The organism is Streptomyces cyaneochromogenes, from assembly GCF_003963535.1.
In the GTDB taxonomy this organism is placed as follows: domain Bacteria; phylum Actinomycetota; class Actinomycetes; order Streptomycetales; family Streptomycetaceae; genus Streptomyces; species Streptomyces shaanxiensis.
In genome coordinates this window covers 1-24105 of sequence record NZ_CP034539.1, presented here as the reverse complement: position 1 = coordinate 24105, position 24105 = coordinate 1, and the positions used below count along the sequence as shown (strand labels likewise).

Sequence of the window (24105 nt, the reverse complement as noted above, 5' to 3'; positions counted from 1 at the left end):
CCCACCAAGGAAGAACAGTGAGCTCGCTCGACGCACGACTGAGCGCATTACGCGGAACCGCACCGCCCACCCCGCACAATGCACGAACCCTGGCAGCACTGAACGCCAACCCGAGCTGCGACCGCCGCTCCCTCATAGACGCGGCCGGCATCGACAAAGCCGCCCTCGCCGCCCACCTGGGCCTGCCCCAGCCGCTGAGAAAATCAAAGCTCGCCCTCGACTACGGCCTCGCCTTCGAACACAAGGTCACCGCCCAAGCCGGAGCCCCACTGGTGCCGCTGCTGCGCCAAGCCCTTGGCCTGACCCTGTCCGAGGTGGCCTACGAGGACCTCAACAGCGTCGGCAGCGACGAGGACAAATCTCCCCTGAAGCGACGCTACTCCCGCACCCGGTCCCGCATCCTCAGCGCAGCACACCGCAGGCCGGACCTTCACCGGACCCTGCTCGACCACCCCGTACTGCGCCTGACCGTCGCCGGCCACCAGGTCTACCTCGAGCCCGACATCGTCGCCTTCCAGAATGAGGGCGCCTTCTACATCGTCGAGATCAAATCCTTCCCCGTCATCCACGGACAGCCCGACCCCGCCAAGGTCGCCGCAGCGCTGACCCAGGCCGCAGCCTACGTCCTGGCCATGCGTGAACTCCTCGCCGATGACGGCCTCCCGCCAGAGCGCGTCTCCGAAACCGTCATCCTGATCAATCCACGTAACTTCACCCAGCACCCCACCGCCACGACCTACAACGCCCGCCAGCAGATCAAGACCTTGAGCCGTCACCTCAAGAGACTCCGGCGACTGCCCGAACTGCTGGACAAACTTCCCCCCGGAACCACTTTCGACCTCGCCCCCGGACCCGACAAGAACCCGACCAGGCCTCGCGGTGAACTCACTGCCGCACTTGCCACCGTGCAGGCCAGCTACACCACCAGCTGCCGTCACCACTGCGATCTGGCGTTCCACTGCCGCAACGAAGCCCGCCACCAAGGCAGATTCGAGACCCTGGGAACCGCAGTCCGCGACGACCTGGCAGGAATCGACACCATCACCACAGCCCTGGCCCTCACCGACGGCCGACTCCACCCGGCCCGGGACCAGCAGGACATCACCCAGGCCCTGCAGCAGGCACAGCGCATTTACGAAGACCTCCAGACAGACACCGCATGAGCCTGCTCACCTCGCTGCTGCGGATGCGTGCCACCGCCACCGGCAACGCCCTGCGCGCCAGCCACCTGCGCCACCTCCACCTCAGCGACCAGCCGCTGATGCTGCTGGCGCTGAAGCGGACAGGCCCCGCCGCACGCCCACTGGCCGTCATGCTGGGCACCGACCCATACCGGCCCCAGCTCCTGATCGCGCCCCCCTCAGGAAGCACCACCCCAATGCTCGCCGCCCTGGCAGACACCGTCACCGCATACATCGACGCCTGCCAGCGACACAGCGAATACCTGCCAGCCGTCTCCGACAACAAACCCGCACGCCGGCGCCACACCGACGCTCCCCAGATCCTCGTCCCCAACCCCCAGACCGTGCAGCACCTAAAAGATCTCGGCGACGCCCTGAGATTCCGCCGTGCCGACGACCAGAACTCCCAATCTGTTCAGCGCCTGGGCCACTGGCTCACCTACCTCACCGACCGCGCCGACATCCCCGGCTCAGCCGCCCTCATACCCCTGACCAGCTTCCTCGGCATGCACTGGGTCACCGGCCAGAGCCCCCAGGAGGACGACGACCTCGCCACCCTGCTGGCCTGGATCGACCCACCCCGCAACACAGCCTCGGGACGCGACGCCGCACTCAAGACAGAAAATCCAGCCACCCACCGCCTCGCAGGCCCAGCCACCGACGCCGCCTTCGACAACGACCACCTAGCGCCCCTGTTCGACGCCCACGCCCGTACCCGGACCCAAGGACGAGACCAGACCCGCACCCTGGCAGAACTCGAACGCCTGCTGGCCGCCTACATGCAACCCACCTGGGACCTGATGTGGCACGCCTACGCACTCCTGCAAGCCCTCCCAGAAGCCACAGGCAGCACACGCCGCTGGGACCACGAACGCACCGCGTTCACCGACGAATGCATCCACCTGACCCAGGACGGGCGCCCTCGGCCAGCCCGCGACCAAGCCGTCGCCGCCGCCGTCCGCCTGGCTCGCATGGAACACGCAGCCGCAGCCTTCGCCGCAGAACGCGCCGCCGACGACCCCTTCGCACGGGCGGAACTGCGCACCACCGGCGCAGCCTTCGGCGGAACCGTCACCGTGATCGACTCAAGGCACACCCTGCGCGGCCCCACCGGACGGCCCCAATGGCGGCCCCGGCTCATCGTGTCCACCACGGACCAGCTGCGCATGGAACCCGGCCAGCCCCTGGTCTGCCATGCCCACCGCAAGGCCGCCTACACGATCTGCGACATCACTCGCCGCGGCGGCGACACTCTCGTCGAGCTCGAGATCACCGCAGGCATGGGCCCCGCAGCCCGCCCCAACCACGGCATCCTGCCCGAGCCTGGTGCCTTCCTCGTATTCACCATCGCACCGGACCACTACCGGATGCCGGAATTCCCCTCACGAGACGAGACACCCTGGACCCACGGCGGCCCTCCTCCCGACCATCCGGACCACACCGACGAGGACGAGAGCGACGAGAGCCAGTGACACTCCCGCACCAGCCATCGCCGCAGCAGCGGATGGACCATGCCTCCCGCGCCATCCTGGAGCGACTGCCCACCCTCACCCACCGAGGCCTCGTCGTGGACTCCCCGCCCGGCGCCGGCAAATCCACCCTCGCCGCCCGGGCCGCCGACGTCCTCACACAATCCAGCCGCCCCTGCGCCGTCATGGCCCAGACCAACAACCAGGTCGACCACCTCGTGCGTCGATTCGCCCGGCACCACCCCCACCTGCACACCGCCCGGCTCACCGCCACGGACTACACCGTCCCGGACGACCTGCAAAAACACCCCCGCGTCCGAATCGGCACCCGGATCGAAGACCTCGAAAAGACCGCCGACATCATCGTGGGCACAGCAATGAAATGGGCCACGGTCACCGACCGCCGATGGCCATGGGCGATCATCGACGAGGCCTACCAGATGCGCTCCGACACGCTCCTGGGGACCGCTCGCCTCTTCGACCAGGCACTCTTCGTCGGAGACCCCGGCCAACTCGACCCCTTTTCCACAGTCGAAACAGACCGCTTCCACGGCCTGACCCACGACCCCATGAACAGCGCAGTCGCCGTCCTGCTCGCCAACAACCGCGACCTGCCCGTCCACTCCCTGCCCGTGTCCTGGCGCCTGCCGCCCTCAGCCGTCACCCTGATCAGCGACGCCTTCTACCCCTTCACGCCCTTCCACGCCGGAAGCAGCGAAACCGACCGCACCCTCACGTACTTGTCCAACGGCATGCGCACCCCCGCCGACGCAGTCATCGAACATGCCGCCCGAACCGGATGGGCCCTACTCGAGCTACCGGCCCGCATCACCCACCAGCTCGACGCCGAAGCCTTCCACGCCATCCTCGGCATCGCCGAGCGACTGCTGGTCCGTCACGCCATCACCACCTGCGAAGACAACCCACAGGGCCACATCCTGCAGCCTGGAGACATCGCCATCGGCACCGCCCACAGCAGCCAGGCCCACCACATCCGCGCACTCCTAGCCCGCAACTACCCCCAATTGCACGGCGTCACCGTAAACACCGCCAACCGACTCCAAGGCTCCGAATTCCGCGTCACCATCGTCCTGCACCCCCTCTCCGGCCGCGGCGACGCCTCCGCCTTCCACCTCGAAGCAGGCCGCCTGTGCGTGCTCACCACACGACACCGCCACGCCTGCATCGTCGTCGCCCGCGCCGGCATCGCCGGCCTCCTTGATACCCACCCCTCCAACGACCCCGTCCACCCCGGCGCCACCTCCAAGGTCCCTGACGGCTGGGAGGCACACCACTCAGTCCTCGCCCATCTGACCGACCACACCATCAGTTCTCAGACGCGGCGCGGCCGCCGCCGCAGCTAGACAGCTTGAGACACACGCCTGCAGCAACCCAAGCCGGGTACGAAGGCACAGGCAAGCAGGCCGGGCCCCAGGACCGGTGCATCGTCAGCAGCTCGCGCATGTCGGCTACCTCACTGAGGACACCGAGGTCCTCAAGCACGCTCGCTGCACATGGGAGAAGAGACTGTCCGACCCGCATCGCCCGCGGCGATCCAGGCGCCTCCGATGCCGAACAGCGCATACGCCTGAAGGTCAGAGGCGGGCCAGCGTCCAACGTATCTGTGCACCGAGGCGATCGCGTGCCGGCCGGCCACGCCTGCGCGACTCGTGTTCCAGAAGCCCTACCCCGGGAGTGGCTTCACCAGCTTCGTAGTGCGGGAATCGACATCCTTGGCACAACTTAGGACTGGCAGGTCGTGCTCAGGCAGGCCGCTCATTTCGACGGCGGTCCGGCCGAGGAGGTGAGCAGCCTGGACGGACTCGCCGGCAGCAAGCGCAGCGTAGAACCGGGCGGCGTAGGTCAGGGCGTCGACGTCACCGATGGAGTCAGACATGCTGATGACGAACGGGACAGCGTCGACGAGGCTACCGAGCTGGGCGCCGGAAAAGGATCTGTTGAACAGCGCGACCAGCGGCTTGTCGTCGACGGCTGCGATGGTCCGTGCGAAGACGTCGGGGGTGAGCATGGGCTGATCGTGGAAGCCCTCGTCGCCCTGCCCCAAGGCGATCAGATCCTGTCCCCTGCCGCCGCTCAAGTGCACGATGTGTGGGCGGAACTGGTTCAGTGCCTCCAAGAACGCGTCAGCAGCCGTCGGTCGGCTAACGAACTCGACCAAGACGCGGTGCGTGGCGCTCCGCACTGCCGCAAGGGTCCTCAGCTGCTCCCGTCTGCTGTCAGAGGCAGTGCCCAACAACAGCACTCGCAGTTTCTCCGGGCTTGGTCTCCGAAGCTCCCTTCGTGTTGTGTGTATGTGCCCGTCCGCTACTGATGTAAAGATCCCGGCCGCGACCTCACCGGCAGCAGCAAGGCCAGCGGCCCGCTCTTCCTTCATGAGCTGCGCCCCAAGGTGCGCTGCCTCCCTGCCGTATTGGGCCTCCTTCGCGCTCCAAATCTGAGCATCGCGAGCGGCCTTGTCCGCACGGTCCTCGAACACCTGCGCGCTGCGCAGTCTGACCCGTTGGTTGTTGACATTCTTGGTCTTGCCAGCGGCCGTCCGTTCCCTTGCGGCCCTTGCGCGATAGTCGGCTTCCCTTCTCCGGAATTCGCTGACCTTCTCCTCCGCGTCGGCGCGGGCTTTATTCTTGGTTTCCAGCCAGCTTCGATAGGAATTGACCAGCGAAGAAGTAGGCCTCCGGGTCGAAACAGCGGTGAGTGGCCTTACCAACTGCTCGATGGAACCCTCGTACACCCAGTCGGGTTGGCGATCCTGGGCACGTGGTCCGAGCGGCACGAAAAGGTCCTTCCAGGCCGGACCGAACATCTCCCCGATCAGGATGCGCAGGGCGTCGGACACGGCGAAGTGCACAGGTGAGTCGGGGAAGCGTGCCGCCTGGAACGACTGCTCCGTATAGAACGTGTTGTGGGCAAGCCGCGAGGCCTCCGACACGGCTTCACCGACAAGGCTCAAGTGGGTGTCCGTGACCTCACCAATGGAGGCCCCGACGCCGATCAACAAATGATGGGTGACGGCAGCGCTCTGCAGTTCGGCCAGCACTCGGCCCATGTCCCGAACGGCCGTAGGGCCGTTCAGTGCCATCAGCAGATCTGTTCTCTCGTCAGTTGTCACTGCGCGGACTACACCGTCGGTACTTGCGCGGCGCATGCTTTCGGTCAGGGAATGCCTGATGTCCTGCGTTGACGTCGGTGTCAGGTGAGGAGTGTCTGTGTTCTGACGGGAGCTGACAGCGCGCGCTTCGAGGGCAAGGCATAGGGCAGATGGCCACCGCCGGGAATCGGCGGCCAACTCGCCTCCTACGTCCTCCAGCTCGTACGGCGTCGTCATGTGCGTGGCCAGGGTCTGGCGAAATCCCTGATCCTGGAGGAGACGGGCAGCAGACACTGCCATGAGTAGAGGACGCTGTCGGTGCCGCCCGGTGACCATGCCCACGAAGAAGCCGTCGCAGGACACCAGCGCGCCCGACATTTTCGTCAACGTGCCCCTGTCGAGGGACTTAGTGCCTTCGATAACGAGCCCCATACTGACTGGCCGAGCCAGCCCACGCAGCCCAGTCCATCCGCCGATCCGCCCAAGGCCAGTGACTCGCACGGATGATGCGGATCCATCAGGGATGCGCCCCCAACTCAGCCGGGACGGTAGAAGCCGCTCCCAATCATGGCTTTCGAGGATGTTCTCGCCCGTGACCACCAGGGCGGCGTCCAGGTCCCCCGACCCTCTCCACACGGTTCGGCAAGGGATCTCCTTGCCGTCTGTGCGCACGATCCGCAACAGCGCTTCATCCGACATGTGAGCGCACGTGAGCACGAGACGGGGCGTCAGTATGATGCCAGCTTCGGATATTGTGTCCGGACTGCGTCTCCCCGTCACCATGACGACACGCGGGGACGGATCGAAAGCCCGCCCCCGGCCCGTTTCTGGAGCACCGGAAGCCCGCTCGGAGGCCGTCGGCAGTTCCGCCGCTGGCGCCACCGGCCGCTCTTCCCCGGGCTGTCGGCCGTCGTCCACCTGCCAGCTGTCGCCTGCAGCGTCCGTGTTGGTGCCCCGCATCTGCTCGCTGAGGCTGTCGATGACGAGATTCTTGGCCATCTCGTCGAGGATGATCGTGGGCCCGGCAGGGAGCTGGGGGAGGCCGTGCTCAAGGTGGTGGAGTAGCTCCCTCCCCGGCAGACTCGTCATGGCCCGGAACCGGGCGTCGAGGCGGAACTCCTTTCGGTGGGCCCCGATGAAGTCGAGCACGGTGAGTACAGCCTTGCCCGGGCTGCGAGCAAGGGCAACCCCCACCTGCCGCACGAACTGCATGCCGCTCGACACCGGATGCAGCAGGAGCAGGGTGTCCACCTGAGGGAGTCGGAGGCCTTCACCGAAGGCGGCAGTGCAGAAGACAGCATGCAAGTCGCCGCTTCTGAGGGAGGCGAGCACCTCCTGACGGGCTGCGGGGTTATTCGACGCGGTGAGAGTCATGGCCTGGAAGCCAGCGTCACGGAAGTACCGAGTCATAAATTCTGCGTGTGCCACGGACACGCAGAAGCCGACCGCCCGCATGGCCCCCACGTCGGCAACCCTGTCCCGGACGGCGTTGATGACTACCCGCGCTCGTGAGTGGTCGGCAGTCAGCAGAGCGTCAAGTGAAGCCCGGTCGTACCTTCCCTGCTTCCATTCCAGCGGTTCGAAGTTGGTGCCGTCCGCAATGCCGAAGTAGTGGACGGGACTCAGGAGGTCATCCTCCAGCGCATCCTGAAGACGCATCTCCGCAGCGATACGCCCGCCGAAGAACACATCGTGGATGCTCAGGCCGTGCTCATGCTCGGAAGCCGCAGAAAGCCCGAGCAACTCCTGCGGCATGAAGCGGTCCAGGACGCTCAGATACATCGACCATGATCCTCCACGGAACTCGTCGATGACGATCACATCGAAGTGATCAGGGGACAACTCGTCCATGACCCGGCTGAGAGCCGGCACCGTGGCGAACACATGATTCCAGAACGGAGGATTCAACCTGGCGCCATGCAGGGGCTCTCCGAAGTCCGGGGTCATCAGGACATTCCGGAATGCCTGCCGCGCTTGGTACAGCGCTTCCTCGTTGTCCGCAATGAAGAGGAGGCGCAGGTCCCGTTGGTGCTGCTCGCGCAGGCGCTTGTAGTCGAAGGCGGACATGATGGTTTTGCCGGTACCGGGGGGAGCGAGCAGGAGGTTGCGGTGCCAGCCGTGGCTCTCGCGCTCGGTGTTCAGACGATCAAGCATGTCGCGCTGGTGGACCCGCAGAACGAGTGCCCCGTCGGTCTGGAGGCTGTCCGGGGTGACTTCCTCGTTCGGGTCCGGCTCTTGGAGATCGTCCGGGGTACCTGAGGCGGGAGTCTGCTGAACGTCGTCTTTCTCGTCACGGGAGGGCTCGCGCGCGAGGCTGGCCTGTTCAGTGTTCGTGCGAGGGCCGGGGGTCTCGATTCCGAGGAGTCGCGCTGTTGCCGCAGCCGCTTGGGCGACGGGCCGAAGCCCGGTGGGCAGCATCTCCTTGCTGTTGGGGGAGTGCAGCGCGGCGACGATTCCGTGGGGGACCTGAGGGTGGGCTGCGAGGTGGTCGGTGAGGGCGAAGTGCGTGTCCCACGCCTGATCGCGGCTGAGCATTCCGCGCAGATGTTCCGCCGCGGCCGGGTGGAACCGGTACACGATGTCCGCGTCCTCGTGACGGCTTGCCGTGAGCAGGCCGGCGGTGAGGAACTCCGCGGTGTCGGCCAGGGCGGCCTCGGGAACGATGCGCTCGCGGATCACGTCGAGAACGGGGAGGGTGAACGCGTCCAGTGACGAGGCGGCGATCGCCAGCCGGACGGCGGGGGAGTGCAGGCTGTCCGTGAAGGCCTCTGCCGCGGCGGTGACGTGAGTGTCAGTTGCCGGCGCACCGGACGCCACGGTACTCGGCTGCGGACTGCGGTTCCTGGAGGGTACGCGTCCTGAGGCGGGGACGAGGACAGCCTCGCAGCCGCTCGGGTCGGTGCGCATCGTGGCCCGTGTCCAGGCGAGGACCTGGTGGGCATCCAGCTGCAGTACGGGCAGTGCCTGCCAGGGCTGCGTCCCTGGGGCGTCGTCGCGGAAGAGGCGGGGACGGCGGTAGGCGAGGAGCCGTCCGGGCGATGCCGGGATAGACGCGGTGGCGGTGGTACGGGGCAGGTCGAGACCGGAGCGGTGCCAGAGGCGTTTGGGGAGCGGATTGATCAAGGCTACGGGGGCGGTGCGGCCCCAGGTGTGGAGTGTCTGCCACAGGTCGCTACGGCGCCAGGCGGGAGCCGCGCAGTCGGAAACAACGAGCAGGAGCCGGTGGTCCGGCTGGATATGCCGGGGGTCGGATGGATCCAGAGGGAGGGGGCGGCCGTGGTGATTGTGGAGAACAGGCGGGGCCTGAGGCGGGTGCTCAAGGTGCCATACGCGGACACTGCGGAAGGCAGACAGAGCGCGCAGCATCTTGGTCAGTGCGCGTGAGGTCTCGTCCCAGACGGCCATGGAAGTGCCGCGGTCCACAACCACGACGGCTTCCAGCCAGGGTTCTGCAGCAGGCGCGAGCTGGGGGACGAGCACACCGGTGCGGGTGTAGTGATCGACGGTGGCGCCCAGGTCGAGACGGCGGTGAACCCGGGACGGCCGGAAGCGGCGCAGAGGGCGCAGGGCGCGGCCGATGTCGAGCGCGTTCGGCAGGGCTGGGGCGCGGCCAATGCTCAGGGGCCGGCCGGGCACCGAGTGAGTGCTGCTGTCGTCCTTCAGCCAGACCGAGGCGGTCCCAGGAGGGCTTGCGTCCGAAGCTGATTCAGAGGCCGGCGGATCGTCGCAGGAGTCGTCCGGTCCCGGTTCGGGCTGAAGGGGCACCTCGGCGAGTGACTCTTCGTCGGCCGGAAGCAGGTCGGCGGCGATGCCACCGGTCCAGCTGATGCCGGATCTGGCCGCGGCGAGAAGAAGAGCGTCGAGGGCATCCCGGATGTCGCCCTCCGCGCCGTCGCTGATGTCGCCCGGGCCGGCATGGGCCAAGGCGGCCAGCAGCCGTGCGGCACGGTTCTCAGCCACGCCCGAGCCCTTGCAGCAACAGCTCCTGCAGCCGCGTCCGCTGCTCCTCGTCCTGCACGCGGCTGCCGCGCAGGAGATGGACGGCGCTCAGCAACTGGTCGACGGCGAGGTTCTCGCCGCGGTTCAGCCGGTCCACGAAAGCGTTCACCAGGGCATCGGTGGTGTCCTCCTCGACCTTCTCCAAGTGAGCCTCGACGATGCTGGTGAGGGTCGAGACGGTGAGGGCGGGCATGTCGAACCGCACACAGCGCCGCAGAAACGGGGCCGGGAAGTCGCGTTCACCGTTGCTCGTGAGGACGATGACCGGAAACTGCTCGCACTCCACCAGGCCGTCTTCGACCTCATGCCGAACGCCGGGATCGGCCGTGCGGACGGTGACGTGCCTCTTCGAGTGCCGGGCAAGTTCGGGAATCTCGAAACGGCCGCGTTCCAGGACGTCGAGGAGGTCGCTCGGCAGGTCGAGATCGCTCTTGTCGATCTCGTCGATCAGCAGGGCGCGGGGGAGACGGCCGGGCACCAAGGCAGTACCGAGAGGGCCGAGTTGGACGAAGTCCCCGATGTCGTCGCGCGCGGAACGGGTGGACCGGCGTGCCACTCGCCCCCTGGACGCGACGGGACGGCCGATGGCGCGGAGGTTATAGGCGTGGATACGCCCCAGGGCGTCGTAGCGGTAGAGCGCGTCGGCGAGGGTGCTGCGGGAGGTGATGTGCCAGCGCAGCACACTCCCGAGCCCGAGTTCGGTAGCGATCTGCTCGATGACGGAGGACTTACCCGAGCCGGCCGGCCCGGTCAACAGCAGGGGCCGACGCAGATGGAGTGCGGCATTGACCGCGTCGACCAGTCCGGGGTCCGCCTGGTAGGTGCTCGCCGGGGAAGATGACGGCACGGCGTCCGTAGCGCCGGTTTTGCCCGTCGGCGCGCGCCACGGAGGCGGGGGAGGCAGTTGCTGAGGCTGCTCGGGGACGCTCCCCGTACCCGTGTAGTACGGCGTCCAGTTCATGCCTGCTCCTTCGGCGTCACGTCTTGCGGGGCGACGACCGCCCGGCCGGCGCGTCGCTGGCAGAAGTCCTGCCAGTGCGCGTCGTGCCATGTCGTACGGATATCAGCCAGATGACCGGGAACGTCTTCACCCAGTCCGTTCTCCAGCCGCTGTTTGAAGGCGCGGACGACTTTCTCCGGCAGTGACTGCCAGTGCTCCGCGACCGCGTCCTGAAGCGCCTGCGTGTCGGAGACGCCCTCACGCCGGGGCCAGATCAGGGCCGGGGTGTGGATCAGGAGTTCCTCCAGCATGAGGTCGAAGTCCTTCGTCGGCAGAGTGCTCACTCCCCACACGCAGCCGCCCATACGACGACGGTCGAGTAACTCCTGCAGCGCTTCGACGCTGCTGAGGTCACCGGAGCTGAGCCACGACGGTCCGGCCTGAACCTTGGCCTGCAAGGAGGACAGCAACTGGCTCCCAGCGTGCAGCATGTCGTCGAGACTGACGCCGGACGGGGGTGTCAGCAGGCCCGACCAGCGTGTCGTGACGTCGTAGTCGACGCCCAGCATCCGTCTCTTGCGGACCACTCGCCACTCCTCCGGGGAGGAGTCCAAAAGCAGAAGGGTCGGGACTGACACATCGACCCGCACCAACTGCTCGCCCGCCGCTCCCAGCCAGGACAGCGCCCACCCTCGGGCATCCTCCAGTGCGGACACCAGGCCAACTCGCCCGGGCTCGCACGGGAATTCTGTTGCGTGCACCACGGCCGAGCCGAAGAGAAGCGATGCCTCCACACGGGTGACGTCTTCACCGCCGTCGTCGGCGGCGACCAGGACCAGGCGGGGCGTCGCTCCGCTCAGTTCCTTCAGCCGGCTGTTCAGAGCGATGGTGGCTGCCGATTTGGCCGCCCAGGTGGTCAGTTGCTGCGGAAGAAGATCTGCTGGACTGAGCAGGTGAGCGAGGGCGGCGACGAAATGCACCAGTATCCGGTGCTGTCCTGCCGTGGTGATGGCCGACTGGTCGAGGACTGCGTGCTCGACCAGGTCACGCAAGGACGGGCAGGGCACCCGGACCACCACCTTCAAGGGGAATCCGGCGCGGGCCGCCGCCTTGCGGAGCAAGTCGTCCGTCAGAGCACCCCCGAAGACCTCCTCGAGGACGGCTACGGCGTATGTGCAGAGGTCCAGATCACGCTCGAACTCCAGGACGCGTTGGACCGCAGGGTGGCCGACACGTTCCTGTTCCAGCCCGCTGAGCCAGTCCGTGAGCTGTTCCCTGCTGTGGATGCCTTCCGTGCCTTCCAGCGGACGCAGCAGCTTGGCCAGCCTCTCGCACGCGACGGCACCAAGAGAGCCGGCGGAGCGTCGCGCGGCGGCCTGGGCGTTGCGGGCCAGCCACAGCGATTCACTGTCACCAGGGGTGCCGTCGAAGGTGTAACTGCCGGGCTCCTGGGTGTGGATACGGCCACGCAGCTCCTTGATCAACTGAGCGTCGACGGTCAGGAACTCCTCAGCATTCGTCACCCCGTGCTCCAGCAGCTCGGCAAGCTGGACACTCAGGTTCATGTCCAATGCCGACTGATGTGCGGAAGCAGCGAAAAGAACCGACACGCGCACCGTGCCTTGCTGGACTCCGGCTGTCACGGACTGCGGACCCACCAGTGAGGCGGCCGCGTGGCAGGTGTCGACGATGACTATCAGGCCATCGAGTCCATTCTCGTTCGTCACCGCACCGATCGTGGACGACACATCCAGTTGGTGGACGAGTCCGTCCTGCGCGTTTCCCGAGGTGACGAAGTACAGCGGGCCACCGCAGCCACCTACTCCATGGCCCAGCAACGCCAGGACGAGCGGGCCACGGTCCTCCTTCGCCCGATCGGCTGCCGCGGCGATCGCCGTTCCGACAACCTCTTTGCCCAGGCCAGTGCCCACGAGCAGCGACCCTGCTTCGCCTTCACCCCGGTCGACGCAGGCACCGAGATCCGGGTCCACCAGCGCGCGGTGAAGACGGCGCGCCGCGTCTTCCAGGCCCGGCAGTTCCTCCGCGCCGCTGCACTGGGCACCCACCACCAGCACATGGCGGGGTGCCGCTGATGTGGCGAGGCCAGTCACGGCAGAAGAGCTTCCGCGATCGGCCCGGCCACCTCCGCATGTTCCAGGTACTTAGTAGCTGTATGGGTCCACAACCCACCGGACTTCACGGGCGCGGTCTGTGCCTTTACCCCTCTGGCGCTCGGCGCGATCCAGTCCGCCAGCCGCGGACGCCCGACCACGACGTCGTTTCGGTCCCAGAAGTTGTGCCACGCCCCCACCCCTTCCGGGCAGGACGGCGGCCGCGGCACCAGGCGCTGCAGGACCACGCCGCCGAGCGCGAGAGGGGAACCAAGCGTCACCCACAGGGCCACCGGCCCTTCGTATTCGTGCAGAGCTTCGTAGGCCACAACGGTGCCCAGGGAGTGTGAGACCACGACGAGCGGCCGAGTGGGATCCAGTCCCTCCAGCACCCGGGAGCGGATGGCCGCCCCAAGCGCGGCCCTGTCACCGTGGCGGTTCAAGTAGCGTGCGACTTGGGAGAGCTGCAGCGCGAAAGCCTGACCACCCGCCCATTGGGCACCTTGGCGAAGACCGGGCAGCTGGAGCAGCGTCGTGGTCACCGCCACCAGTCGCCGCCCGGACTCGCCCACGCCCTGCGCGCGGCCGTCGGAGGAGACCGCATCAAGTTGGTGCCGGGCCTGTTCGATGAACCTGGCGTCGCGTGTACCGGAATCCGGTGGATACTGCTCGGCGAGTTCATCCACCATCGCCTTCAGCAAGTCGGAGAGCACCTGCTCGTCGGACGGATCCAACTCGCCCCCCGGCGCGCCTCCCTGGGCTCCTCGGGCGTTGAACAGATCGCTGTAGTCCGCGAAACGCACATCCGCGAGCCAGCCTTGGGTGAGCGCCGAGACCAACTCCGCCCGTCCGGCCGCCCGCACACCGGTGGCCAGCGCCCGGAGCCATTGCTGTCGTTCCGCCTCCGCGTCGCGGAGTCCACCGATCCCGTGAACGAACACGAGCTGCGGATTTGCCGTCCCCACCACGAGCCTCCCCCGGCCTTACTGTACGAAGACCATCCTGCCTTGTGAGGAGCCAAGGACGTGCCTGAACCTCCGCACATGACAAACATTGCTCAGCTGCCACGCTTCGGCATCCGTCAACACGCGCGCCCCATTTCGGGGAACCCACGCCTGAATCCGATGAGAGGAAGCTGCCCCGGTCCTTACTAGAACTGCCGCCCTGCGACTCTGTTGAAGGACGTCTGGTAGGCCTCCAACGCGGAGCGCGCACGTTCCTCGTCGCCGCCGAACAAACCGCCCTTGAGCGGGCCCCACTGGGCGCCCTGAGTCTCGAACTCGTACACGAGGTCGGCGACTGGGTTGCCATGATGGTTGGACCGCCACGTCGACCGTCCGTACCAGTGGGTGCGGCTCCACGACCTCCCTTCCGGGTGTGCGGCCGCGCGCACGTTCGTCACGTCCTGCGCGAGCACCCCGAGCACCGCCTCGGCCCTGTCGAACTCCGCGCTGTAGGTGTCATCGTCCGGCAACTGGTCAGAGAAGACCGGGCGAAGGATCTGGTGGAGCCACTCGGCAATCGGTGTGTGATACCGGCCGTTGTTGCGTTCTGTGAAGTCCTTCAACGAGTCGCCCAAATCCCTCCCGGTCAGGGTGGCGCGTGCGAGGGCGTTGGAGATCAAGTCCGTGGTGCTGCCGAACGCCTGGTGCGGGTCCGTCATGTCGATGACCGGCGCCGGTTTCTGTTCGTAGCGGTCCCTGACCGAGGGGTCGACGACAAGCGACTTGAGGTTGGCCCAGTTGCCACTCGACGTACAGGCGAGCGCGGCCGTCATGATGCTCACCATGCCGGGGATGTGCCGAAGACCAACGAGCGCGGAATTCCCGCTTTCCTGTTTGATGGCCGCCGCGACGAAGGACCGGATGCTGTTCGTCCAGGGTGTCAACGATTCCGGTGTCCCCCATCGTGACGCGACCTGGAGCGGCGCACACAACGGCACGGAGAGAGTCCAAAGCTCTCGGGCCTCCTCGGCGATGCGAACGATCTGCTCCTCGTCCGTGCCGCCCAGCGGCCCGGCCATGCGGTCCTGGTCTTTCAGGACCGCGAGGACACGCTGGACTTCCTGTGAGATCAGATCGTCCAACTCGATGCGGCGCGAGGGTTCGGGGAGCATCTCCTTGGTGAGCCTTCGAAGGAGGTCCACTCGGTCCGTGGCCTTCGCCTGTTCGACGGCGGCCAGGGCGGTGGCTGGGTCGGGCCTTCTCTCACCGAGCTGACGACTGATCGTGGTGACGAGTCTGACCACGTTGGCCGTGTGCTCCTCCCCGAACAGGTCCGAGTAGTTGAGGTCGCTCAGCACGCGTCCTGCCCCAAGGTCCCATTCGGGGACGGCTCCCGCGTCGAATCTCACCGGGATCAGCCAGACACGTCCCGGCGGTCTGAGACGTAACTCCTCGACGGCGAGCGACAGTTCCTCGTTCATGTAGGACTTGCCCTTTGCCCTGGAATTGTCCGAGAAGCAGGCCAGGAAGACGAGCGATCCGTCTCTGATCGCCGCGCGGATCTCGGTTCTCCAGGCATCGCCAGGCCCGAGGTCCTGGCGGTCTCGCCAGTACGGGATCTGCGCCGCCTCCAGGACAGCGCACAGGCCATCCACCCGATCCGAGTCCTCACGGACGTAGGAGATGAAGACGTGTTTGGCCACTTCGTCGCTCATGGGTCGGATGATAAATCCAGGCTCTGACACCGAGAGTTGTTTCAGAGCAGGCCGCCATCAGCGACTCGGCCGACGTGACGCCGCAGCCCTCGGACAAGGCTGCACGCGGTCAGCCAGTACTGCCTGAGCACCTTGCCTAGCCACACCCGGGACGGCGCAGAGCCTTTGGACGGTTTCGGGTTAACTCAATTTTTCAGGGGCCCTGAGCAGGGACGAAAGGCAAACCCGCCTGGTTCGCCGGTGAACACGTCGGTTTGGACGGACGCTGATACGACTGGCCGCGAGGGTGCCGACACCGGCACCATGAGGTCTCGACGGCGGGGCACGACCCCGCATCAATCCCACCCCGAAACGCCCGAGTTGGGTGTCGGGTGCCTGCCTGCCTGGAGTTGCACATGTCTGCCCTGCCCCTGCCCGCCAGCCCCGAGCCGTCGGCATTCTGCTCCACCCACCTACCGGAGCGCCCTCAGCAGAGCCGGCTCGGCATCCCCGAGGTTGTGGTCGTCGTCGTGGTCGTCCTGGCATCGGCAGCCCTGGCCGCCGGAAACCGGCCCGTTCCGGCCGCGCTGGTCGTGGTGGCCGCTGCCGCGGCTGACCTGATCACCGGCCGTCGTCCGAGCGCACTCGGCAGGCCCTCCCGCCGCCGCAGGCGGTGAGAATGGGCCGTCCCACCAAGCCCGTCGACGCCAGCGCCCACCCCCGGCTGCGGGCCCTGGCCGCGTACCTGCGCCAGCTCAAGGACGAGTCCCGCATCACCTACGCCACCCTGTCGGAGCGCACCGGGCCAGCGAACACGCCGGGATTCCGCGGAGCCTCCACCCTCAGCCAGGCCGCCCGCGGCACACACCTGCCACCGCTCGAGACCGTCCTCGCCTACGCCCGCGCTGCCGGCGACCCCGGCGGCTACTCCATACAGTGGCGCGAAGCGAAAACCCGGAGCCTGTGGAAGGCAGCCGCGGCCGAGAAAGCACGCCGGCACCTGTCAGGCCGGGCCCGACGGACCCGGCAGGTCCGCACCCAGGCATCCCTGGCCCAGGAACTGGCCCGACTGCGCCTGCGGGCCGGCCGGCCCTCTTACAGCGCCATCGAGCAGGCGACCAAAGCCGGCGGACACCGTGTGCCGCGTTCGACAGCCCACCTGATCCTGAGCGGGAAGGCCCTGCCCAGCCGCGAGCAGTTGTCCGCGCTCCTGCAAGCCTTCGACGTGAGTGCCCCGGACACCGCTCAGTGGCACACGGTCCTCAACCGGATCGAAGACCGCCGGCGACCGCCCGAGCCGCCGCCCCGGCGGTGGGGAGGGTACGTGTGCGCGGACGCCCACCCGGCCGTGCAGGAGCACCTCGAACGCCGCGAGCGCGACGAGGAGATCAAGCGCCGCACCGGTCAGATCCAGCCGGACGAGACGTACGAGGACTACGAGGACCGCATGCGCGAGAGGGCGTTCCAGCGAGCCGCAGAGGAATGGCTGGTCGAGGAGTACGAGGAGTACGAGGACGATGAGCCGGGGGGCGAGGCTGAGGAGCAGGCGCGGGCCGCCGAGCAGACCGCCTTCCGCGTCCGGCTGAGGGCCATGGTGGAGCCCGACAGCCCCCACGGAGCCGACTGAACGTGCCTGACAGTTCCCCGGGCCGACTGCCTGGCGTCTCCAGCCCACTGCCATCCCTCCTGCATGGCAGGGCCGGACTCGGGAGCACTCTTGAGTCCGACGCCAGCGTTACATAATCTCAGAGGTTGGCGTTACATAAATCTGGTCAATGTGATGTAGCGTCAGCTAGGCTGTGAAGTGGCGTTACATTTTGATGGCGCGGTGTGCCGCGCCTGCTGACGGCCGCCAAGCCGAAGCTCGGCTTCCCCGTAAACCCGCTCGCCGTTTCTGCCCTGGAGCCCTCAGGTGCCTTCCTCGCGTTCATCCCACACCGCCGGTGAGGCAGCTTCCGCCGCTGCAGTACCGGACAACCCCGCCAACGATGCCGCGCCCGCAGCTCCTGCATCGCCGACCGAGCCGACTCCACACTGGGCGGGGACCTGGCCCCTGCATCTCCCGACGACTCCCACCTTCTCTGCCAGCGCCGACCGCCGACAGGGAGCAGACAGTGAACCCGAGGCTGCCGACAGCCCGTTGACCGAGGCGGGAACAGCCTCCGCCGATCCGGCTGCGGAAACACCTCACGACCCTCCGAGTGAAGACCCCCATGCACCCGCCCGCCCGGCGACGCTGCACGAGGCCCGCAGCAAACTCCGACAGATGATCAACGCTGCCAGCGAAGGGCACACCACACCCCTGACCCGCGGCCCGCACCATGCCCTGCTCACCACCCCCGCCCACGCCACCGAACTGGGCTGGGACCTCACCCAAGCCACGACCCACAGCTTCGCGGACGCCCGCAAAAAGCTCGGGGATCTGATCCAGTCCGGCGCTGAAGGCCACCCCCAGGTGCTCTGCCGCCACAAGACCCCCGTCGCCGTACTGCTCCCCGCAACCGCGGACGGCACGCTCATCCCGCCCGAACCCCAAGCCGAACCCGCACCCGACACAGCAGCTCCAGCCGCACCCCCGGACTCCACCTCACCCCCTCAAGGCGAGCAAGCAGTCCAGAATCCCCTTGCGACCACAACGGCAGCCGAAGCGGCCGAAGAGCCCGCGCCCGCGCCGACAACTGCCCCTGCCGAAGCGGCCGCCGCACCCACCACGCCCTCAGAACCACAGCCAGCTCCGGCAGCCCCAGACACGCCCGCACCTACCCCCACACCCTCCGCTGCACCCGGCCCCGCCCCAGCGCCAACCGCCCCGCCGCCCAGCCCTGCCGCACTCCAGCACCCGGTCACTGCGCCAACTGCCCTTCCCCCGAGCCAGCCCGAGCCGAGCCCGCCGGCCTCCACTCCCGCGGAGCCCGGTTCCGGCCACGAGAGCGCCATCCCGGCCAGCGGCCCACAAGCCCTCACCGCGCCGCGCACTCCGCGACGCCTGGCGGTACTCGCCCAGGCCCTCGACACCGTCCTCCCGGCCGCCGCTCCCGCCGGTGAAACCACCACACCCGCACCCCAGATGGGTCTGCCGACCGGCATCCGCGCGCTGGACGACGTCCTCGGCGGCCTGCAGCCCGGACGCTTCTACCTCGTCGCAGCCGCTCCCGGCGCCGGATCCAGCCTGATCGCCACCGCCGCCGCACGCACCAGCGCCCTCGACCAGCACCGACCCGTGCTGTACGCCGCCTCCGGACTCACCCGCGCCGACGTCGCCGCACGGATCGTCGCCGCGCACCTGCCGGTCGACTACAGCCGCCTGCGAGCCGGCCGCCTCACCCCCACCGAACAGGACGATGCCGCAGCCCTCCACCACCACCTGGCCCAAGCCCCGCTGTACATCGACGACGGCACCGACCTGACCACCGACGCGATCGCCGAGAGCGTCCCCGACCTGCCCGACCTGGCCCTCGTCGTGGTCGACCGCCTTCAGACCACCGCAGACCCCCGGCTGCCGCTGTCCGGCCCGCCCCAGATCACCGACGCCGCCCAGGCTCTCGCCCACCTGGCCCGCACCCACGAGCTCCCCGTCCTCGCCGCCGTCGACACCGACGACCCCCAGCTGATCGCCACGCTCAGCCTCGACATCACCATCACCCTGACCCGCGACGCCGACCAGATCCACACCACGATCACCGAACGCGACCTCGGCCCCCAGGCCACCCTCACCCTCCACGCCGACCTCGCCCACGCCCGCATCACCGACCCCACCAACCCCTACGCCAGCCCCACCCCAGAGCCACAGACACCCCCGGCCGCGCCCCAGCACACCCCCGCACAGACCCCGCAGGCGCCTCTCCAAGCCCCCAACAGCCCGACCTCGGACTCCACACCCACCGAGCCCGCACCGACAGCCCACACAGCCGACCCACCCAGGCCATCGCCCCGCCGCACCGCCGCTCCACCTCCGCCCGTGGGCGGCTACGCAAACCGGGACTACAGCTACTTCACCGGCATGATCACCCGCGCCGTCGACGAAGCCCTCCACGACCACGACGGTGACGTCACCGCCGCAACCGAAGCCCTGGTGAAAAAGGCCGTACCGAACGCAATGGCCTTGTTCGAATCAACCCGCGTCGGCGGAAATTACGAGCACACCGTCTACCCGGAAACCCTCGAATTCCTCCGAAAGAAAACAAAAGACGGCGCCGACGAAATCTGGGAAGGCCGCCACAACTGGACCAACACCCACCTCATGGAAGCCCTCCAAAACGGCACCCACCCCCCGATCACCGTCTACGCCCTCGACACCAACGCCAGCTTCCTGTCCGCCTTCAAGACCCACCTGCCCATCGGCGCCCTGATCCACGACCCCAACGGCGGCTTCGACCCCAAGCGTTCCGGCATCTACCGCCTCCCCACCCGCCCCACCTGGCACCACCCCCACCTGCCCGACCCCATCGGCAACCGCCGCGAAGACGGCCCCGTCCTCCTCGACGACGCCACCATCCGCCTCCTCATCCGCTGCGCCCGCCTCGGCCTGTGCGAGACCCCGCACATCACCGAGTGCTGGACCTCCGGCACCAGCGAAGGCCTCCTGGAAAAATTCCGCCGCGTCCTCACCGAGGCCCGCACCAAAGCCCTCGAAACCGACGACACGGTGACCGTCGAATACATCAAGGCCATGTACTCGAAATTCACCTCCACCATCGGAGAATCAAGCGTCAACCGCGACATCCGCCGACCCGACTGGATGCACATCATCCGCTCCCAGGCATTCGCAAACCTCTGGTACAAATCCCACCGGGCACACAGCAACGGCCTGAGCGTCGTCCGTGTCCGCGGCACCGACGAACTCCACGTCGCCGGTGACTGGCGCGCGGTATTCACCGAAGGCCGCCTCACCACCCAGATGAAACAAAAAGACCAGTACCCCCTGCCGAGGAAGAGCGCCCGATAGATGTCGACCGACGGCTGGAAGAACTTCGGCAACTACGGCGCAGACCGCGACCCTGGAAACGTCCACGGCAAAATTGCCCTCGCCCGTGCCCTCGAAGACGCCCTCGAACGCATGATCATCGACGGCGGGATCAAATCCCCAGTAGGCACCCGCCGCGGCCTGAAAGCCCGCATGCGCTACCTCACCACCACCAAAGGCGGCCCCCAAGCCCTGGCCGACGCCGGCATCCACGCCACCCCCGCCACGATCCGCGCCTGGACCCGCGGCACCCAACGCCCGCGCCCAGCCAGCCTCGAAGCGATCGACACCGCCTACTGGAACCTGCGCGCCCACAACGTGCTCGCCAACCCAGGAGCCCTCAAACAGCACCTCAACCGAGGCGGCCGAGGCACCCGCATCGAGATCCACCCCGTCAACCAGACCGCCGTCGACGAACCACGCCGCCGCAGCAACCTGAGGATCCAGCACCGGCAGGTCCGCTACATCTGGGACGACGCCGTCGACGCCCTCGTCGCCAGCGACCTGGAGACCATGGAAGACCTCTGGGACGACGTCATCGCCGAACTCGACTCCGACTGGGGCGCCTACACCTACGTCTCCTACATCGGCATCGGCGCCTGACACGACCGCCCGCGGCCGGCCTGACCGACCCAAAGCGGCGCCGGCGCCCCGTAAGACCGATGGTCTGCAGGGAAGTGCCAGTTGAACGTCGTCTGTGCGTCAGTGGCGCAGGCGCGTGACCTGCGTGTTGACGCTGACGGGTGGTGCTCATTCGTTGCTGGCTGAGTGACGAAGGACCATGTCATTCTCACACCGACCACCAGGCACGGCCGGGACTAACTTCGCGGGCTACTCGGCGCCTACCGCACAGAACGCACCCCGCGTACGGCATGGGGCAGGCCCCGTCTATCGGACTTTTTGACAGGAGAGTGCCCTCGGAACGTGCCAGGAGCCCGGGCGGAAAACCCGACCTCACCCGCTGGCTGCACGACCGCCGCTGCGAGCACGGCGACGACCTGGAACTGGTGATCTGGGATGAGACGGGCTACGGCATCCCCTGGGAACTGTTCTGGCTCGACACCCCGCCCCGTTCCCCACAACGGGCCGGCTGGCTCGGCGGGTTGATCACGCTCACACGCTGGCTAACCGTCAACGCCGCCTGGTCCGTCGTACGCGAGTACGCCGAGCCCCATACCTGCGCAGGCCCCGTCGCCGCCTACATCGCCGAAGACATGCGCCACGACGACCGGCTCCTGCACGCGTACGCATCCGAAGGCATCGCCGGGGTGCGGGGCCTGCCCAAAGCATTGGCGGCTGGCGACCCCCTGGGCATGGTGTACGTCGCCTGTCACGGCACATTCGGGCGCGGGGAAGACGACTGCCTGCTCGGTGACGTGCCCCTGGTGATGCTGGAGGGCGGCAACTCATTCGAACGGCTGGCGTCCGCCGCCACCTTCGTCTTCCTCAACGCCTGCCATTCCGGTCAGCTCCTCGCCGATGAGGGCGAGTACGCGGACCAGACCCAACGCGGCTTCTCCGAGCTGTTTCTGCGCTCCGGGGCGGCAGGCGTACTTGCCACCAGTGGCGCGATCGGAGACGAGGAGGCCCACCAGATGGCCGACGAACTCCTGCAACTCCTCAGTGCCCGCCCCCACACACCGATCGCCGTAGCCCTGCGCGAACTGCGCTCAACGGTGGCCCATTTGACCCCGGCAGATCTGCTGGACGTAGACGGTAAGGAGGAGCAGCGGCGCCTGTTGCCGTTGCTGTACCGCTTTATGTATGTCTACTACGGCAGTCCGCGCACCGTGGTCACTCTCACTGCCCGTGAGGCATCGACATGACCACCGTGCGCGTTAAACCACGCGTCGCCTGGCCCCGCTCCGTGGTGGCTGGCGAGCCGTTCCTGGTCTCCGTGGACCTTGCCCTCGTCGACACCGGCGGGGAGCCATGGCCCTTCGAGGACGAGGAGATCGAATTTACCTGCCTCCTAAATGGCGGGCGGTACTTCCGTGTTGAGGCGGTCCATGACGCGAGTGTCGTGCTGCACCGCTTCGGCGGCTCCTACGGCCCGGCCGAGTTTGTGGTGGTGACCCGGACGACGTCCGGCAGGCATTCCCTCCGGCTGACTCCGCTCACGTCCCACGGTGTGGTCATGGGATCGGTGGAGGTTCCTGTCCAGGTCGGACCGGCGACCGCGGAGGCCGGGACGAGGGTGGTGAAGCTGGCCCCACGAGCGTGGTCCAACGCACCGGTACCGGTACGAAGGATGGAGGCGGGACAGGTCGCCGAGATCATCGTATTGCGGCCCGGAGGCCTGCCGGGACGGCGCGGTTCCGGATACCGGGTCGGGCCCGTGTACGTGCTGACGGCCGCTCATGTCGTCGCTGGCCCGACCGCCTCGGTCCAGGTGTGTTTCGACGCCCACCGGCCGGGGGAGTGGAGCGCCGACGCCCACGTCGTCCTGCTGTCCGAGGCGGCGGACCTGGCACTGCTGGAAATCACAGCTGTCCCGCCCAACCTGCCCCCCATCGTCTCGCCGCGCTACGCCGCCATCCCAGAGGCCGACGCGATCTTGCCGTTCAGCGCTGTCGGCTTCCCCCAGTTCCAACTCCGCACAGACCCCGGTTCCACGCAGATCGTGTACCGCGACTCCTGCCTTGTGCGCGGAACGATCTCAGTTCTGTCCAACCGCCGTGAGGCCACAATGGAGCTGGTCGTCGCCCCACCGTCCGTCGGCGTCGCGCCAGAGCGCTCCCCGTGGGAGGGCATGTCCGGGGCCGCAGTGTGGTGCGACGGCGCCTTGGTTGGCATGGTGAGCTTTCACCACCGATCCGACGGGATTGGCAGGCTGGCGGCCTGCAGGGTGGACCGCTGGTACGACCTCCTGTCCCCGGCGGAACTGGAACTGCTCCAGCACGACGCCGGCCTGCCCCCGCGCGACGAACTCGCCCCTGCTGACGTCACCAGCACCTCGAACCAGGCCGTCGTGTTTGCCGACCTGCCCGCCGACCTGCCGCTACACGAACTTGCCGATCTCGTCGACGCATTGACGGCCCTCCCGCTGCTGCGAAGCCCGAACGGCATGAGCGTCCTCCTCGACAGCATCGACCCCGTGATCCCCGCAACCAGCCCCCGCTCCGCCAACCTGCGGATAGACCTTTTCGGCATCGTGCGGACCTGCCTGCGCTACCCGGGCACGCTCGGCCAACTACTGGAGGCCGTACGTCTGCTGGAGGGCCCGTCCATGGAGACGGAACGCGTCGACCATGTGGCTGGCGAGCTGACACGGCGGTGCGGACACGATACTTCCAACTGACTTGGGCTACGCCTGAGTCGAACGAAGCGGGAAGTCGGCCGCCGCGCCATTCGCGGCTTCGCCAGCTCCACAGGAGCCGTCGCCGTCCTCGAGTGGTGGCTGCGCACCCGCTGAACCGCTGTTGGTCTGCAGGGGAGTGCCAGTTGAACGTCGTCTGTGCGTCAGTGGCGCAGGCGCGTGACCTGGGTGTTGACGCTGACGGGTGGTGCCAATTCGTTGCTGGCATGAGTGACGAAGGGCCGATGTCATTCTCACGCGGACCACTACTGCGGAACCCGCTGTCCGCTACCGGGTGACTAGCGTCGTCATGCAGGGCACCGGCCCCTAGCCGGTGCCCTGCATGACGACGCCACAGTTGTTGCCCAACGCCGGTTCCAGCAACGCTTCAAGTTGG

Annotated in this window: 15 protein-coding genes; 10 read left to right on the top strand and 5 right to left on the bottom strand. The window is 67.6% G+C overall.

Annotated features, from left to right (window positions below; all coding sequences use genetic code 11):
* Positions 1–17 precede the first annotated feature (17 nt).
* Genes EJ357_RS00075 through EJ357_RS00065 form a run of 3 tightly spaced genes read left to right on the top strand, consistent with a single transcriptional unit; the run spans position 18 to position 4014 of the window.
* A complete protein-coding gene (locus EJ357_RS00075) occupies positions 18–1163 on the top strand; it encodes a hypothetical protein (RefSeq protein WP_228472881.1) in 1146 nt (381 codons plus the stop codon).
* A complete protein-coding gene (locus EJ357_RS00070; RefSeq protein ID WP_126387420.1) occupies positions 1160–2653 on the top strand; it encodes a hypothetical protein in 1494 nt (497 codons plus the stop codon). The genes EJ357_RS00075 and EJ357_RS00070 overlap by 4 nt, the downstream gene beginning before the upstream one ends.
* Positions 2650–4014, top strand: a complete 1365-nt coding sequence (locus EJ357_RS00065) for an AAA domain-containing protein (RefSeq protein WP_228472882.1) — start codon at positions 2650–2652, stop codon at positions 4012–4014. The genes EJ357_RS00070 and EJ357_RS00065 overlap by 4 nt, the downstream gene beginning before the upstream one ends.
* Positions 4015–4334: 320 nt before the next feature.
* Here EJ357_RS00065 and EJ357_RS00060 read toward each other — a convergent pair whose 3' ends face one another.
* From EJ357_RS00060 to EJ357_RS00050, 3 genes are read right to left on the bottom strand one after another with little or no spacing between them, the layout of a single operon-like run.
* A complete protein-coding gene (locus EJ357_RS00060) occupies positions 4335–9719 on the bottom strand; it encodes an SAV_2336 N-terminal domain-related protein (protein WP_126387418.1) in 5385 nt (1794 codons plus the stop codon).
* Positions 9712–10719 (bottom strand): AAA family ATPase, encoded by a 1008-nt coding sequence (locus EJ357_RS00055; RefSeq protein ID WP_126387416.1) that lies wholly within the window; start codon positions 10717–10719, stop codon positions 9712–9714. The genes EJ357_RS00060 and EJ357_RS00055 overlap by 8 nt, the downstream gene beginning before the upstream one ends.
* Complete coding sequence (locus EJ357_RS00050; protein WP_126387414.1) at positions 10716–12263, bottom strand: vWA-MoxR associated conflict system protein; 1548 nt, start codon at positions 12261–12263, stop codon at positions 10716–10718. Before EJ357_RS00050 ends, EJ357_RS00055 begins: the two co-directional genes overlap by 4 nt.
* A 108-nt stretch (positions 12264–12371) precedes the next feature.
* Between EJ357_RS00050 and EJ357_RS00045 the strand changes: the two genes are divergently transcribed.
* Positions 12372–12791, top strand: a complete 420-nt coding sequence (locus tag EJ357_RS00045; RefSeq protein WP_126387412.1) for a hypothetical protein — start codon at positions 12372–12374, stop codon at positions 12789–12791.
* A 14-nt stretch (positions 12792–12805) separates the two neighbouring features.
* Here EJ357_RS00045 and EJ357_RS00040 read toward each other — a convergent pair whose 3' ends face one another.
* Positions 12806–13777 carry a lipase family protein gene (locus EJ357_RS00040; RefSeq protein WP_126387410.1) on the bottom strand — a complete coding sequence of 324 codons (972 nt, stop codon included), beginning with the start codon at positions 13775–13777 and terminating at the stop codon, positions 12806–12808.
* A 182-nt stretch (positions 13778–13959) separates the two neighbouring features.
* Positions 13960–15468, bottom strand: coding sequence for a toll/interleukin-1 receptor domain-containing protein (locus tag EJ357_RS00035; protein ID WP_126387408.1), 1509 nt, complete (start codon positions 15466–15468; stop codon positions 13960–13962).
* Positions 15469–15863: 395 nt separating this feature from the next.
* Between EJ357_RS00035 and EJ357_RS00030 the strand changes: the two genes are divergently transcribed.
* The 6 genes from EJ357_RS00030 to EJ357_RS00005 all read left to right on the top strand — a co-directional run bounded on the left by EJ357_RS00030 (position 15864) and on the right by EJ357_RS00005 (position 23711).
* Positions 15864–16124 carry a hypothetical protein gene (locus EJ357_RS00030; RefSeq protein WP_126387406.1) on the top strand — a complete coding sequence of 87 codons (261 nt, stop codon included), beginning with the start codon at positions 15864–15866 and terminating at the stop codon, positions 16122–16124.
* A gap of 2 nt (positions 16125–16126) precedes the next feature.
* On the top strand, positions 16127–17074 hold the full coding sequence (locus tag EJ357_RS00025; protein WP_126387404.1) for a helix-turn-helix domain-containing protein: 948 nt from the start codon (positions 16127–16129) through the stop codon (positions 17072–17074).
* Positions 17075–18514: 1440 nt separating this feature from the next.
* Positions 18515–20392 carry a DnaB-like helicase C-terminal domain-containing protein gene (locus EJ357_RS00020; RefSeq protein WP_126387402.1) on the top strand — a complete coding sequence of 626 codons (1878 nt, stop codon included), beginning with the start codon at positions 18515–18517 and terminating at the stop codon, positions 20390–20392.
* Positions 20393–21013, top strand: a complete 621-nt coding sequence (locus tag EJ357_RS00015; protein WP_126387400.1) for a hypothetical protein — start codon at positions 20393–20395, stop codon at positions 21011–21013. It abuts the gene before it with no gap.
* Positions 21014–21321: 308 nt separating this feature from the next.
* Positions 21322–22236, top strand: a complete 915-nt coding sequence (locus EJ357_RS00010; protein ID WP_175647230.1) for a CHAT domain-containing protein — start codon at positions 21322–21324, stop codon at positions 22234–22236.
* Entirely contained in the window at positions 22233–23711 is a 1479-nt protein-coding gene (locus tag EJ357_RS00005; protein ID WP_126387396.1) for an effector-associated domain 2-containing protein, read from the top strand. Before EJ357_RS00010 ends, EJ357_RS00005 begins: the two co-directional genes overlap by 4 nt.
* Positions 23712–24105 lie beyond the last annotated feature (394 nt).